This window comes from Rhizobium sp. BK379 (assembly GCF_014193955.1).
In the GTDB taxonomy this organism is placed as follows: domain Bacteria; phylum Pseudomonadota; class Alphaproteobacteria; order Rhizobiales; family Rhizobiaceae; genus Rhizobium.
In genome coordinates this window covers 20,986-34,343 of record NZ_JACIAD010000010.1, presented here as the reverse complement: position 1 = coordinate 34,343, position 13,358 = coordinate 20,986, and the positions used below count along the sequence as shown (strand labels likewise).

At 60.8% G+C, this 13,358-nt stretch carries 14 protein-coding genes; 11 read left to right on the top strand and 3 right to left on the bottom strand.

Annotation, left to right across the window (positions count from 1 at the left end):
• Window positions 1-9: 9 nt before the first annotated feature.
• Window positions 10-957: a LysR substrate-binding domain-containing protein gene (locus tag FHT93_RS31960; RefSeq protein WP_183851145.1), complete on the bottom strand. Its 948-nt coding sequence runs from the start codon at window positions 955-957 to the stop codon at window positions 10-12.
• A gap of 123 nt (window positions 958-1,080) precedes the next feature.
• Here FHT93_RS31960 and FHT93_RS31955 point away from each other — a divergent pair, with 123 nt between their 5' ends.
• Together FHT93_RS31955 and FHT93_RS31950 are read left to right on the top strand one after the other, a co-directional pair.
• Window positions 1,081-1,626 (top strand): peroxidase-related enzyme, encoded by a 546-nt coding sequence (locus tag FHT93_RS31955; protein WP_183851144.1) that lies wholly within the window; start codon window positions 1,081-1,083, stop codon window positions 1,624-1,626.
• Between the two features lie 53 nt (window positions 1,627-1,679).
• Window positions 1,680-2,294 (top strand): pyridoxamine 5'-phosphate oxidase family protein, encoded by a 615-nt coding sequence (locus FHT93_RS31950; protein ID WP_183851143.1) that lies wholly within the window; start codon window positions 1,680-1,682, stop codon window positions 2,292-2,294.
• Window positions 2,295-2,378: 84 nt separating this feature from the next.
• On the opposite strand, the gene FHT93_RS31945 is transcribed toward FHT93_RS31950, so the two are convergent.
• Window positions 2,379-2,789 (bottom strand): hypothetical protein, encoded by a 411-nt coding sequence (locus tag FHT93_RS31945; protein WP_183851142.1) that lies wholly within the window; start codon window positions 2,787-2,789, stop codon window positions 2,379-2,381.
• A gap of 215 nt (window positions 2,790-3,004) precedes the next feature.
• Between FHT93_RS31945 and FHT93_RS31940 the strand changes: the two genes are divergently transcribed.
• Both FHT93_RS31940 and FHT93_RS31935 read left to right on the top strand, forming a co-directional pair.
• Entirely contained in the window at window positions 3,005-3,559 is a 555-nt protein-coding gene (locus tag FHT93_RS31940) for a hypothetical protein (protein ID WP_112542034.1), read from the top strand.
• A 185-nt stretch (window positions 3,560-3,744) separates the two neighbouring features.
• Window positions 3,745-4,488 carry an SDR family NAD(P)-dependent oxidoreductase gene (locus tag FHT93_RS31935; RefSeq protein WP_183851141.1) on the top strand — a complete coding sequence of 248 codons (744 nt, stop codon included), beginning with the start codon at window positions 3,745-3,747 and terminating at the stop codon, window positions 4,486-4,488.
• 53 nt (window positions 4,489-4,541) lie between these two features.
• Here FHT93_RS31935 and FHT93_RS31930 read toward each other — a convergent pair whose 3' ends face one another.
• On the bottom strand, window positions 4,542-5,246 hold the full coding sequence (locus FHT93_RS31930; protein ID WP_018115444.1) for a transcriptional regulator NanR: 705 nt from the start codon (window positions 5,244-5,246) through the stop codon (window positions 4,542-4,544).
• 182 nt (window positions 5,247-5,428) lie between these two features.
• On the opposite strand from FHT93_RS31930, the gene oiaX reads away from it, so the two are divergent.
• From oiaX to FHT93_RS31895, 7 genes are all read left to right on the top strand, one after another.
• On the top strand, window positions 5,429-6,685 hold the full coding sequence (gene oiaX, locus FHT93_RS31925; protein ID WP_113211021.1) for a 3-oxo-isoapionate-4-phosphate decarboxylase OiaX: 1,257 nt from the start codon (window positions 5,429-5,431) through the stop codon (window positions 6,683-6,685).
• 2 nt (window positions 6,686-6,687) lie between these two features.
• Window positions 6,688-8,022 (top strand): four-carbon acid sugar kinase family protein, encoded by a 1,335-nt coding sequence (locus tag FHT93_RS31920; protein WP_183851140.1) that lies wholly within the window; start codon window positions 6,688-6,690, stop codon window positions 8,020-8,022.
• Between the two features lie 100 nt (window positions 8,023-8,122).
• Window positions 8,123-8,950 carry a phosphogluconate dehydrogenase C-terminal domain-containing protein gene (locus FHT93_RS31915; protein WP_112542029.1) on the top strand — a complete coding sequence of 276 codons (828 nt, stop codon included), beginning with the start codon at window positions 8,123-8,125 and terminating at the stop codon, window positions 8,948-8,950.
• Between the two features lie 135 nt (window positions 8,951-9,085).
• Window positions 9,086-10,027, top strand: a complete 942-nt coding sequence (locus FHT93_RS31910) for a D-ribose ABC transporter substrate-binding protein (RefSeq protein ID WP_183851139.1) — start codon at window positions 9,086-9,088, stop codon at window positions 10,025-10,027.
• A gap of 77 nt (window positions 10,028-10,104) precedes the next feature.
• Window positions 10,105-10,749 (top strand): DUF2291 domain-containing protein, encoded by a 645-nt coding sequence (locus FHT93_RS31905; protein ID WP_018114334.1) that lies wholly within the window; start codon window positions 10,105-10,107, stop codon window positions 10,747-10,749.
• The gene (locus FHT93_RS31900; RefSeq protein ID WP_113202252.1) at window positions 10,746-12,296 is read left to right on the top strand and encodes a sugar ABC transporter ATP-binding protein; all 1,551 of its coding nucleotides are present in this window, start codon (window positions 10,746-10,748) and stop codon (window positions 12,294-12,296) included. Before FHT93_RS31905 ends, FHT93_RS31900 begins: the two co-directional genes overlap by 4 nt.
• Entirely contained in the window at window positions 12,293-13,357 is a 1,065-nt protein-coding gene (locus FHT93_RS31895) for an ABC transporter permease (RefSeq protein WP_112969595.1), read from the top strand. Before FHT93_RS31900 ends, FHT93_RS31895 begins: the two co-directional genes overlap by 4 nt.
• Window position 13,358 lies beyond the last annotated feature (1 nt).

Here is a 13,358-nt window from a genome sequence, read left to right as displayed (position 1 = left end):
AATGCGGCGTCACGAAGAATGTGATGCGGCGTTTCGCTGCTGCGACGAGGATTGAAGGGCCGCGGTGCTCGCCCGCAGCCGAGGTGCGGCGAAATCAAGGAAATGACGCATCTTCAGCGGCATCTGCCCACGCGCAAGATGAATGAGGTGGATGGGCGCCGGTTCGGGTTCGAAATCCTCGAGCACCAGCCTCAGTGTGCCTGCGGAAACGTCTTGTGCCACCTGATAATAGAGCAGCCGGGTGACGCCGGCACCGCGGATCGCCGCCTCCGCAGCCGCTTCCGTCGTGGTGACGGAAAGCCGCGGCGTGACCGCCACCTCGATCGGTTTGCCGATGCCGGACTTCCGAAACTGCCAGCCTGCAAACGGGGTTAGCACTTCAACGCCAATGCAGGGCAGATCCAGGAGATCGGCCGGCTCCTTCGGCACGCCACGACTGGCAAACAGACCAGGACTGCCGCAAACCACCCGGCGAACCGAGCCGACGCGTGTTGCGACCATGGCGCTATCGGGCAGATTGCCGATCCGCACTGCCATGTCGACATGCTCTTCGACGAGATCGATATTCCGGTCGGCCAACATCAGACGCACGTTGATCGCCGGAAAGGCGGCCAGAAAATCGGTCACGACAGGCAGGACGTGAAGGCGGCCGAACTGCACCGGCGCCGTGATCACCAACTCGCCCTTCGGCATCGCAAACTCTCCCGATGCCTGGCGTTCGGCTTCCTCGACCTGTTCAAGAATGCGTTTTGCGGCTTCCAGATAGGTAGCCCCTGCATCTGTGAGGGCGATCTTGCGAGTAGTTCGGGTGAGCAGTTTCGTTGAAAGCAGAGCCTCGAGCTCGGTAATCTTGCGGCTCAGCGTCGGCAGCGGAATTTTCAGCGAACGGCTGGCCGCCGACAGGCTTCCCCTGTCCACCACCTCCAGCAGGATCGACATGGCTTCGAACCGATCCACAGCATTCTTCCAATTTCTGGTAAAATCACTTTCATTTAAAGCATATTCTCTTTGTGGATGGAAATCGACACATTCGTATCAACAAGCCAATCACGGTTTGCCCTGTTCCGAAGGAGATCTTCCATGTCCCGCATTTCTATTCCCGCTAAAGACGACGCCCCTGATGCGGCGAGGCCGATACTTGACGGCATCCAGAAGGCACTCGGTTTCGTTCCGAACATTTTTCGCCTGGTTGCCAACAGCCCGGCAGCGCTGACGGCTTTCACCGGCTTTCAGGGGGCGTTGTCGAAGACGCTCGACGTCAAGACCCGTGAACGCATTGCGCTCGCCGTCGCACAAGTGAACGGCTGCGACTATTGCCTTTCCGCCCATACCTATCTCGGCCTTAACCTTGCAAAAATCAGCCCAGACGAAATCGCGCTGAACCGCAAAGGTACGTCCGCCGATGCCAGGGCGAGTGCTGCCGTCAGCTTTGCGGCCAAGATCGCCGAGGCTCGCGGTCATATCACTGACAGTGACATAGCCGCCGTGCGTGCTGCCGGCTTTTCAGATGCGCAGATCGTCGAAATCGTCGCTCTGGTCGCGGAGAACACCTTCACCAATTATCTGAACGAAGTTGCAAAGACCGATATCGACTTCCCGGCTGTGCCGGCCGCCAATGCGGCCTGACGGATGAGGAGCGGGGTGAAGCTCCGCTCCGTCCAACCTTGAGGAGATGGATCATGTCCTACGGATTTCTCGACATAGCCTCGACACCCAGCGTGCGCGCCGCCCAGGCAGAAATGGGACTCCAGGACTTCTGGACCAATCTGCCGACGGACCGGAGCTTCGACCGCTTCACGGAAAACGAAAGAGCCTTTATCGCCTCTCGCGACAGCTTCTACATGGCCACCGTTTCCGAAACGGACTGGCCCTATGTGCAGCATCGGGGCGGCCCGCAGGGTTTTCTGAAAGTGGTCGATGACCGCACGCTTGGCTTTGCGGATTATCGCGGCAATCGCCAGTACATCAGCACCGGCAATATTGCTGCCAATGACAAGGTCTGCCTGTTTCTGATGGACTATGCCCGTCGCGCAAGGCTGAAGATCTATGCGCATGCCGAAAAGCTCTCGTTCGACGCCGATCCCAAGCTGACGGACCTGCTGGCCACGCCTGGCTATCGGGCAAAGCCGGAACGCCTCTTCCGCCTGCGCCTCGAAGCTTTCGACTGGAACTGCCCGCAGCATATAACGCCGCGTTATACCGAGGCGGAAATTGCTGTCGCCGTCGAGCCGCTCCGCCAGCGCCTCGCAGAACTGGAAGCTGAGAATGCCGCCTTGCGGGCTAAGGCCGGCTAACGACGAAACAAGGCGCTGCTCAATGCGCCTTGTAGTGCTCGCCGCCCGTGGCCTCGCACCTGAGTCGGCTGGCCGGGTGGACCGTCAGTCGGAAACCGTCACATCGATCCAGCGTCCGGTCCCCTGGCTGCCATAGATATCGACGTCAATCCAGACATTGCCGTGAACGATCATTGCAGCAGCTTCCCCGGTCATGGTCCCGTTGCGGAGCATGACTTCAAGGGATTGACGATTGGCGGGATCGGCAAAGAAGGAGTCCGACTGGTCATCATTGTCGCGGATACCGTATTGATGGAAATTCGCTCGATCCTGGCGGATGATCTGCCAAGGTTGCGTGAGCCGCGTTCCTTTCGAATTGAAGAGATCAGCCTCCCCGATATAGGCGCGGTAGTGCTCAATGGGGCGGTTCGTATGCGTGGCGGTCACGCTCGACTGCGCAAGCACGGGCGCGCCGACAAAAAGCATGCTGACCGCGATCGAAATAAGTTTCTTCATGGTGATCCCCTCCGGGCATGAATATTGCGAGTTGACGATCTTTGCCAGGGGCAAGGCCGTGGATGGTTAACGCCGCGATCGGTCCTTCTCGCCGCGATCGACATGCACCCATGGCAAGTTCCGGGGGCACGGCGGCCATTATTTCTCCCTTTTCATTGCAATGGTAAGGTGGATCGCGCCAGCGCGAAACATCCGGGGAGGCATTGGGCTGACATATGGCAAGCAAGCGCAGGATAACAGACTGCCTTTCGACGGCGATCCTTCTCACCGGCCTTGCCGGCGTTGCGGCGGCCGACCAGCCGGATCCGTATGGTCAATTCAGCGAACGTTGCCTCGGGCGGGGGCCGGATTTCCAGCGCACCGTCGCCGCTGCGAAGGACCGGGACTGGCCAGCTCTCGCAACGGACATGACCACCAGCCTCACGCCGGTGGAAAATCCGGTCGCGCTGGAAGGCTGGAATCTGACCACGGAAGGAGATGGGTCATTCGAGGCCCTCGTCGTCGCGCGGGCGTCTGTAGGCGACAGCAAGGTGGAAAGCTGCACCATGGCCTATGCGGAAGTCGACGCTGCGGCATTTGAGCGTCGCCTCGTCGATGAGACGCGCGCCAAGGCGTCCGGCACGAAGAATGGTCAGGGGCGCATCAGGAAATTCTTCGAGGCCTCGTCTTCCGAGCGCAAGCAAGCGATCACGCTCGATTTGCCCCTGTATCCGAATGGGCACGACGAAGTCATCGTCAGCGTCGTCTCGGAGCAGCAGATCGAAAACTGATCGACTGCTTTGGTTCGCTCTCCTGCCGCCCGTGCGACCGTCGCTTGCGCGGCGGTCCGGCGATCCGCTTAGGGGCTGAAATCCCGCCAGACTTGTTACTCCCGCGTGTCCATACCTCGGCCTAGGCTCCACGATGACCATCCGGAAACCCCTCCTGATGGCACGACCATTTACAGGAGCAAGCCTTGAACATCGAAAACAAAACGGTCCTGATATCAGGCGCCAATCGCGGCATCGGCCGGGCTCTCATGGACGAAGCGCTGCGGCGCGGCGCAAAACGCATCTATGCAGGATCGCGCGGCGAGCAGCACCATGAGGATGACCGCGTGGTCTTCGTGAACCTCGATATTACCGACGAGTGGGACGTCCAGAAAGCGGCCGCCGCTGTCGAGAACCTCGATATCCTCATCAACAATGCCGGCATCTTCATACCTGACGATCTCGGCGATACGGACATCATCAATCGCCATCTGGCAGTCAATTTCTTCGGGCCGCTAAGGGTGACCCAGGCGTTTCTGCCGGCACTGGTGCGATCGAAAGGCGCCATCATCAACAACCTCTCCCTGTCGGCGCTCGTGCCGGTCGCGTCCACACCGGCCTATTCGATTTCGAAAGCGGCGGCACATAACCTGATGCAAGCCTTCCGAGCGCTCCTGTCGGCGCGTGGCGTGGCGGTGCACAGCTGTTTCACCGGACCTGTTGATACCGACATGACGCGCGGATTCGAGGTGCCGAAGTCGCCGCCCGGCCTGGTGGCGTCAGGAATATTCGACGGCTTCGAAAGAGGCGAGGAGGATATCTTCCCCGATCCCTATTCCGAACGCTTTGCCGATCGCTGGCGCACCGGCGTCATCAAGGCTCTCGAACAGGAATTTGCCGCCTACGTTCCGCCGTCAGCTGAAACGGCTCAGGACTGCTGCCACCACTGACATTCTGTTTGCGCGCGAACGGCATTGGCGCGCCGTTCGCCGCAAGCGACTGTCTACTTCATGTAAAGCGAGCGAGAGCGCTCCAGATGCTTGAGCACCGCGGCTTCGGCGCCGTCGGCATCGTTGGCGGCAAGCTGCTCCAGGATCTCTTCATGTTCGGCGAGCGTATATTTTTCCTTGCCGGTCCAGATCAGCATTTCCGTGTGATATTCCTTCAGCCATGCCAGCATGGCTTCGCTGACGGCCACATAGATCGGATTGCCGGAAATCTGGGCGATGCGCGTATGAAAGCGCATGTCGGCGGAGATGAATTCCTCGGCATGGCCGAGCGATGCGCGCTGATGGTCGATGATCTCGCGAAGCGCCTCGACGTCAGCGCGTTTGGCGCGTTGCGCCGCTTCACGCGCCATGCCGCGTTCGAAGAAGATACGGGCGCTCTTCAGGTGCTCCAGCGAATCGGCCGATTGCGCCAGCATGATCTTCGCCGTCAGATCGACCTGCCGGAAGATCGACTGGGCGGTCAGTTTCAGGACCTTCGCACGCTCCCCGTGCGAGATGCTGACGAGACCCTTGTTGGCGAGAGACTGCATCGCCTCGCGGATCGCCGGACGACCGACGCCGAAGCGTTCCATCAGAACGCGCTCGGAGGGCATCTCGTCGCCCGGTTGCAACTCTCCTGACGTGATCAGCCGTTCCAGCCGGTCAAAAACCTCATCGGACAGTTTTCGACGGACTATTGGCTCGATGGCTGAGGTCATGGCGTCTCGCTGGCTCAAATCTTCTCTCCCTTTAGCATTTCCACCGACCGACGACAAAGCGCGCCACGCGAAATTCACACCTGTTGAAAATTTCCGTTGCAGAAAATGGAATACTCATTATACCAGATTACAAGTTGACGCCATGGCTTCTTGATGTGGCGAGAGGAGCAACCGGCAATTTCATGATGATAGTCCTGACCTACCGCATCGAGACGCCCGGCAGCGTTGAAGCGATGGCGAACAAGATCGCTTCCGATCAATCGACCGGAACCTTCGTTCCGGTTCCGGGCGAGACTGAGGAATTGAAGTCGCGTGTCGCCGCCCGGGTGCTCGCCATCCGGCCGCTGGAAGATGCAAGTCACCCGTCCTGGCCGGAAGCGCCTGACGGAGTGCGGCTTAATCGCGCCGATGCCGATATCGCTTTCCCGCTCGATGCGATCGGCACCGACCTTTCGGCGCTGATGACGATCGCGATCGGCGGAACCTTCTCGATCAAGGGCATGACGGGCCTGCGCGTCATCGACATGAAACTTCCCGAGGCTTTCAGGGATGCCCATCCCGGCCCGCAATTCGGCATTCCCGGCAGCCGGCGCCTGACCGGCGTCGAGGGACGGCCGATCATAGGCACGATCGTCAAACCGGCGCTCGGTCTGCGTCCATATGAGACGGCTGAGCTCGTCGGCGAACTGATCGAATCCGGCGTCGACTTCATCAAGGACGACGAGAAGCTGATGAGCCCCGCCTATTCGCCGCTGAAAGAGCGCGTGGCGGCCATCATGCCTCGCATTCTCGATCACGAGCAGAAGACCGGAAGGAAGGTCATGTATGCGTTCGGCATCTCCCATGCCGATCCCGACGAGATGATGCGCAACCATGATCTCGTGCTTGAGGCAGGCGGCAACTGCGCCGTCGTCAATATCAACTCCATCGGCTTCGGCGGCATGAGCTTCCTGCGCAAGCGCTCCGGCCTCGTGCTGCATGCACATCGCAATGGCTGGGACGTGCTGACGCGCCATCCCGGCATCGGCCTCGACTTCAAGGTCTATCAGCAGCTCTGGCGGCTGCTTGGCGTCGACCAGTTCCAGATCAACGGCATTCGCGTGAAATATTGGGAGCCGGACGAAAGCTTCGTTGCCTCCTTCAAGGCGATCAGCACGCCGCTCTTTAGCCCCTCCGACTGCCCGCTTCCTGTCGCCGGCTCCGGCCAGTGGGGCGGCCAGGCGCCGGAGACCTATCAGCGCACCGGCCGCACCACCGATCTGCTCTATCTCTGCGGCGGCGGCATCGTCAGCCATCCGCAGGGGCCGGCCGCCGGCGTGCGCGCGGTCCAACAGGCCTGGCAGGCGGCCGTCGCCGATATTCCGCTCGACGACTATGCCAAAGATCATCCGGAACTTGCGGCATCGATCGCCAAGTTCGGCGACGGGAAGGCTGCGTAACGATGCGCGACCTGCTCGTCAGTTACTACGGCGACGACTTCACCGGCTCCACCGATGTGATGGAAGCGCTCGCCAGCAACGGTATTCCCACCGTGCTCTTCCTCGGCATTCCCGATCAGGCGCTGCTCGATCGCTTCCAGGATTGCCGGGCCATCGGCATTGCCGGAACGAGCCGCAGTGAGAGCCCGGCCTGGATGCAGGAACATCTTGCACCGGCCTTCCAATGGCTGAAGGGGCTGCAGGCGAGCATCTGCCACTACAAAGTCTGCTCGACTTTCGATTCCGCGCCTGAGGTCGGCAATATCGGCAAGGCGATCGAGATCGGCAAAGACATATTCGAGCAAGAGCTCGTGCCCGTCATCGTCGGCGCGCCGCAGCTCAAGCGCTATACCGCCTTCGGCAACCTCTTTGCTGCCTATCAGGGACGTGTCTTCCGCATCGACCGGCATCCGGTCATGAGCCGCCATCCGGTTACACCGATGCATGAGGCGGATCTTGCCTTGCATCTCGGCAAGCAGACCGAGCTTGCCGTTTCGCTCGCCGACCTGACAATGCTTGCATCATCCGATGCCGATGCCAGGATCGACCAGCTGACGAACAAGGGCTCGGGCATCCTGCTTCTCGACGTCGACTCTGGCGACAGCCAGTCTTCCGCCGGACGACAGTTGCAGCGCATCGCGGCTGCCAAGGGCGGCTTCGTCGCCGGTTCCTCCGGCATCGAATATGCACTTCTCAACGCGTGGCGCGAAAAAGGCCTGATCGGACAGAGTGTAGAGTTCCCGTCGCCGGGCAAGGTGGATCGGCTCGCCGTCGTTTCCGGCAGCGTTTCGCCGACGACGGAGCGACAGATTCGCACGGCAATATCCGACGGTTTCCATGACATTCCACTCGATCCTCTGGCACTGGTCGGCGCGAATGCCGAGGCGGTACTGGACGTCGCGGTCGCCGCGGGTCTCGCTGCTCTGAAAGCCGGCCGTAGTGTCATACTGCACACTGCACTTGGCCCTTCGGCCGATCGCGGCGCCGATATCGATCAGCTGCCAGGCGCCCGTCATCGGCTCGGTCGCGCGCTCGGAACCATCCTGCGCCGTCTTGTCGAAACCGAAGGGCTTTCGCGGGCGGTCATCGCCGGTGGCGACACGTCGAGCCACGCACTGAAGGAATTGCGCGTCGATGCGCTGACGACCCTGCTGCCGCTGCCGCAGACCCCTGGTTCGCCGCTCTGCACCGCCCATGGCGGCCATGGGCCGACGGACGGACTGCAGATTGCCCTGAAAGGCGGGCAGGTCGGGTCCGATGGTTACTTCGCGCAGATCCGGGACGGACGAACATCCTGATTATCGATCAGGTGTGATCGGCCCCTCGAATGCCGATGGAATGGTGATTGACTCATCATACCAGTTACGATACCAATCCCACATACGAAGGTGAGGAAAAATGACTGCAATTGCCCTCTTTGGCGCCGGCGGAAAAATGGGATACCGGCTAGCCAAGAATCTCAAAGGTTCCCGTTTTGATGTGCGCCATGTCGAGGTCAGCGATGTCGGCAAGGCGCGCCTGAAGAACGATCTCGGCATCGACTGCACGCCCGCCGATGCAGCGCTCGACGGCGCAGAGGTCGTGATCCTGGCCGTGCCGGATACAGCGATCGGCAAGGTTGCCGCCGGTATCGTCGACAGGCTGAAGCCCGGCACGATGGTCGTCGCCCTCGACGCCGCCGCTCCGTTCGCCGGTCACCTGCCCAAGCGTGACGATCTCACCTATTTCGTCACCCACCCCTGCCATCCGCCGATCTTCAACGATGAGACGGATATGCAGGCGAAAAAGGATCATTTCGGCGGCCTCTTTGCCAAGCAGCACATCGTCTCGGCGCTGATGCAGGGGCCGGAAAGCGCCTATAGCCTCGGCGAAGAGATTGCCAAGGTAATATGGGCGCCGGTCATGCGCTCGCACCGCGTCACTGTCGATCAGATGGCGATGCTGGAACCCGGGCTTTCGGAAACCGTCTGCGCCTCGCTGCTCGTCATCATGCGCCAGGCGATGGACGAATGCATCGCACGCGGCGTTCCGGCGGAAGCCGCTCGCGACTTCCTGCTCGGCCACATGAACGTGCTCGGCGCCGTCATCTTCAAGGAAGTCGACGGTGTGTTCTCGGATGCCTGCAACAAGGCGATCGAGTTCGGCATCCCAGCCCTCATGCGCGACGACTGGAAGAAGGTCTTCGAACCTCAGGAGATCGCCGACAGCATCCGGCGCATCACCTGACACTGCTGCGGCAGGGCTTAGCCTTGCCGCCTTGCCGGCCCGGGGGGGACTTTGAAGACGGGCCGGTTTTCATTTCGCATGGATTCAGCCGAACCGGGGTTGGTTCGGCCATGCGTCAAACCTGGGAGGAAAACCATGAACCTTACGTGTAGACTGACCCTTGCAGCCTTCGCCGGCGCCCTGTCGCTCGGCGTTGCCATGCCGGCATTTTCGGCTGACCTGATCGCCATCATCACGCCGGCCCACGACAATCCATTCTTCAAGGCGGAGGCCGTCGGCGCCGAAGCCAAGGCCAAGGAACTCGGCTATGAAGCCCTCGTCATGACCCATGACGACGATGCCAACAAGCAGTCGGAAATGATCGATACCGCGATCGGCCGCGGCGCCAAGGCGATCATCCTCGATAATGCCGGCGCAGACGCTTCGGTTGCCGCCGTCAAGAAGGCCAAGGATGCCGGCATCCCCTCCTTCCTGATCGACCGCGAAATCAATGCGACTGGCGTTGCCGTCGCCCAGATCGTGTCGAACAACTACCAGGGTGCCCAGCTCGGCGCGCAGGAATTCGTCAAGCTGATGGGCGAGAAGGGCAATTATGTCGAGCTCGTCGGCAAGGAGTCCGATACCAATGCCGGCATCCGCTCGCAGGGCTATCATGACGTCATCGACGACTATCCGGACCTGAAGTCCGTCGCCAAGCAGTCGGCCAACTGGAGCCAGACGGAAGCCTATGCCAAGATGGAAACCATCCTGCAGGCCAATCCCGATATCAAGGGCGTGATCTCCGGCAACGATACAATGGCCATGGGCGCAATCGCCGCCCTCCAGGCTGCCGGCCGCAAGGACGTGATCGTCGTCGGCTTCGACGGTTCCAACGATGTCCGCGACTCCATCAAGTCGGGCGGCATCAAGGCGACCGTGCTGCAACCGGCCTACGCACAGGCCCAGATGGCTGTCGAACAGGCCGACGCCTATATCAAGAACAAGACGGCACCGAAGGAAGAAAAGCAGCTCATGGACTGCGTTCTCATCAATGCCGACAACGCCGGCAAGCTCGAGACCTTTGCCATCGCAAAGTAAGGCGGACCGACTGTTGCAGGGAGCGTGGGCGACCACGCTCCCTGCAACTTATTTCCATTGATTTCGAGGTTGACAGCATGTTGAGGATCAGGGGCGTCCTGATTGCCGCGATCGTCGTGGCAGCTTTGCCCGGATGCAAGATCATCAAGACACCGACTGCGGAAGAAAAAGCCGCAGCGACGGCCAAGAGCGCATTCGATCCGAATGCCAAGGTCGAGGCCATTTGGCAGCCTGAGGTCGTCCCCTACTACGAAAAGCGTGCCGGCGGGCTCAAGGACGTCGTGGCACTCGCCGCTTCGAGCCCCGATCAGGCGGGCGAAAAATATGGCAATCCGCACAAACAGGCGAGCTCTCCCTGGACCTATGCCGTCAAGTTCAGCGGCAAGGTCATTGCCGCCGATACGGCGTCACGGGCGGCGACGCTTGATGTCGATGCCGATGGCGACGGCAAGGCCGACGCAAAAGTGCAGATCGGGCCGGCCATTCGTGGCACGGCGCTGCGAGACACGCTGGATTTCGTCAATTTCAACGAATTCAAGAACCAGATCGAATGGGCGCAGTTCGGCAAGTCCTTCAATGAGAAGGCCAACAGCGCTTTCCTGTCGGCGGTTCCGCGCGACGGGCTGGTCGGCAAGACGGTGACCGTAACAGGCGCTTTCCCGTTGCCATCAGGCAGCGACCTCCCACTCGTGACCCCTTCGGCGCTGACGGTGGCACCATGACGATGGCCGAGGCTCCCAAGGACGATATCATCCTGCGCCTCGACGATGTGTCGAAGGTCTATTCCGGCATCGTCGCCGTCAAGCGCGCCAATCTCGAACTGCGCCGCGGTGCCGTCAACGTGCTGGTCGGTGAAAACGGCGCCGGCAAATCGACACTGATGAAGATTATCGCCGGCGTCGAACGGCCGACGCTCGGGAATATCATCCTTGATGGGGAAACCGTTTCCTTCGCGAGCCCCGCGGATGCGCAGGCGCACGGCATCGGCATGATCTTCCAGGAGCTCAATCTCTTCGCCAACATGTCGGTTGCCGAAAATATCTTTGCAACACGCGAACTGACCCGCGGCGTGCTCGGCATTGACCACAGGGAACAGGTCCGCAAAGCGAATGAATTCCTTGCGCGACTCGATGCCGGGATCGATGCCGAGACCATGGTCGAGGACCTGCCGATCGGCCAGCAGCAGCTTGTCGAGATCGCCAAGGCAATGTCGCTGAATGCCCGCATCCTGATCATGGACGAGCCGACATCGGCGCTGTCGGCAGCGGAAGTCGAGATCCTCTTCAAGGTGATCGGCGAACTGAAGGCGCAAGGGGTGGCGATCGTCTATATTTCGCATCGCCTCGAAGAGCTGATGCGGATCGGCGATTACATCACCGTGCTGCGCGACGGGCAGATTACCGGCCAGGCGATGGTTAGGGATATAGACACGCGCTGGATCGTACGCTCGATGATCGGTTCGGACGCCAAGGATTTCGCCAAATCCGTCGAACATGCAGTTGGCAAGGAAATGTTTCGGGCCGAGAACATCAGCCTGCCCCGTCCGACCGGCGGGCTTGCGGTCGACGATGTTTCATTGACCGTCAAAGCTGGCGAGATCCTCGGTATTTATGGCCTGATGGGCGCCGGGCGAAGCGAATTCTTCGAATGCGTCATCGGTCGCCATGCGCATTCGACCGGCAAGATCTTCATCGACGGCAAGGAAGTGCGCGCTCGGGACACGACGCGACGCATCCGCCGCGGTCTCGCGCTCATTCCCGAGGACCGGCAGCGTGAGGGCCTGGTGCAGGTTCTCTCCATCGCTTCCAACCTGACGCTAGCGAGCCTCGGCCGGTTCACCCGTCTCTTCCATATCAATGCCAAGGCGGAGAAGAACGCCATCGCGGAGGCAATCCGCGATCTCTCCATCAAAGCACCGAATCCGGACTTCGAGGTGACCTCCATGTCCGGCGGCAACCAGCAGAAGGTGGTCATCGGCAAGGCGCTGATGACCAATCCGAAGGTCCTTTTGATGGACGAACCGAGCCGCGGCATCGATGTCGGCGCCAAGGCGGATGTCTTCCGCACGATGCGTCGGCTTGCTGCCAACGGTCTCGCCATCCTGTTTTCAACCTCCGACCTCGAAGAGGTCATGGCGCTCTCCGATCGCATCGCAGTGCTCAGCAACGGCCATCTCATCGCCGTCTTCGACCGCGCGCAGGCAACAGAAGAAGCCATTATCGCGGCCTCCGCCAAGGGGCACGAACATCAAGGGAAACTCGCGTCATGACGGCGGCTACCGCATCCAATTCCGCGCCGAAGGGCGCGAACGGCTCCTTCCTGCTGACGCTGATGAAGCTTCGAACCTTCATCGCGCTCTTTGCCGTCATCATCTTCTTCTCGATCTTCGCGCCGAACTTCACCTCGACCGCAAACATGATCCTGATGTCGAAGCATGTGGCGCTGAATGCTTTCCTGGCGATGGGCATGACCTTCGTCATCATCACCGGTGGCATCGACCTCTCGGTCGGCTCGATCGTCGGCCTCTGCGGTATGGTCGCCGGCGGCCTGATCCTGTATGGCATCGAACTGCCGATCGGCTATACGGTCTATTTCAACCTCGCCGAGATCGTGCTGATCACGCTGGCCATCGGTCTCTTCATCGGCCTGATCAATGGCTTGCTGATTACCAAGCTCAACGTCGCGCCCTTCATCGCCACACTCGGCACGCTCTATGTCGCCCGAGGCCTGGCGCTGCTTTCCTCCGACGGCCAGACCTTCCCGAACCTCGTCGGCCGACCGGAATATGCGACGACCGGTTTCGATTTCTTCGGTGCCGGCCGCATTCTCGGCCTTCCGGTCTCGATCTGGATCCTGATCGTGCTGGCGCTTCTTGCGGCCTACGTGGCGCGCTCGACGCCGATCGGGCGACATATCTTCGCTGTCGGTGGCAACGAGCGCGCCGCGCGCATGTCGGGTATCCGCGTCGATCTGGTGAAAATCTTCGTCTATATGTTCTCCGGTCTTTGCGCCGCGATCGTCGGCATCGTCATCTCCTCGGAGCTGATGGCCGCACATCCAGCCACAGGCGAGAGCTTCGAACTCAACGCGATTGCCGCGGCCGTTCTTGGCGGCACCTCGATGTCGGGCGGACGCGGCACGATTGGCGGCACGATCATCGGCGCCTTCGTGATCGGCATTCTCTCCGACGGTCTGGTCATGATGGGGGTTTCCTCCTTCTGGCAGATGGTCATCAAGGGTCTGGTGATCATCATCGCCGTCGTCGTCGATCAGGCGCAGCGTCGGCTGCAGCAGCGCGTGACCCTCATGCAGATGGCAAAGGCAGGTTGAA

What these genes read in the sequence shown, in the direction of transcription:
- FHT93_RS31945 (WP_183851142.1), bottom strand. Translation starts at nt 2,789, where the DNA reads ATGAAGAAACTTATTTCGATCGCGGTCAGCATGCTTTTTGTCGGCGCG.
- FHT93_RS31955 (WP_183851144.1), top strand. Translation starts at nt 1,081, where the DNA reads ATGTCCCGCATTTCTATTCCCGCTAAAGACGACGCCCCTGATGCGGCG.
- FHT93_RS31930 (WP_018115444.1), bottom strand. Translation starts at nt 5,246, where the DNA reads ATGACCTCAGCCATCGAGCCAATAGTCCGTCGAAAACTGTCCGATGAG.
- FHT93_RS31950 (WP_183851143.1), top strand. Translation starts at nt 1,680, where the DNA reads ATGTCCTACGGATTTCTCGACATAGCCTCGACACCCAGCGTGCGCGCC.
- FHT93_RS31895 (WP_112969595.1), top strand. Translation starts at nt 12,293, where the DNA reads ATGACGGCGGCTACCGCATCCAATTCCGCGCCGAAGGGCGCGAACGGC.
- FHT93_RS31920 (WP_183851140.1), top strand. Translation starts at nt 6,688, where the DNA reads ATGCGCGACCTGCTCGTCAGTTACTACGGCGACGACTTCACCGGCTCC.
- FHT93_RS31905 (WP_018114334.1), top strand. Translation starts at nt 10,105, where the DNA reads ATGTTGAGGATCAGGGGCGTCCTGATTGCCGCGATCGTCGTGGCAGCT.
- oiaX (WP_113211021.1), top strand. Translation starts at nt 5,429, where the DNA reads ATGATGATAGTCCTGACCTACCGCATCGAGACGCCCGGCAGCGTTGAA.
- FHT93_RS31910 (WP_183851139.1), top strand. Translation starts at nt 9,086, where the DNA reads ATGAACCTTACGTGTAGACTGACCCTTGCAGCCTTCGCCGGCGCCCTG.
- FHT93_RS31900 (WP_113202252.1), top strand. Translation starts at nt 10,746, where the DNA reads ATGACGATGGCCGAGGCTCCCAAGGACGATATCATCCTGCGCCTCGAC.
- FHT93_RS31940 (WP_112542034.1), top strand. Translation starts at nt 3,005, where the DNA reads ATGGCAAGCAAGCGCAGGATAACAGACTGCCTTTCGACGGCGATCCTT.
- FHT93_RS31915 (WP_112542029.1), top strand. Translation starts at nt 8,123, where the DNA reads ATGACTGCAATTGCCCTCTTTGGCGCCGGCGGAAAAATGGGATACCGG.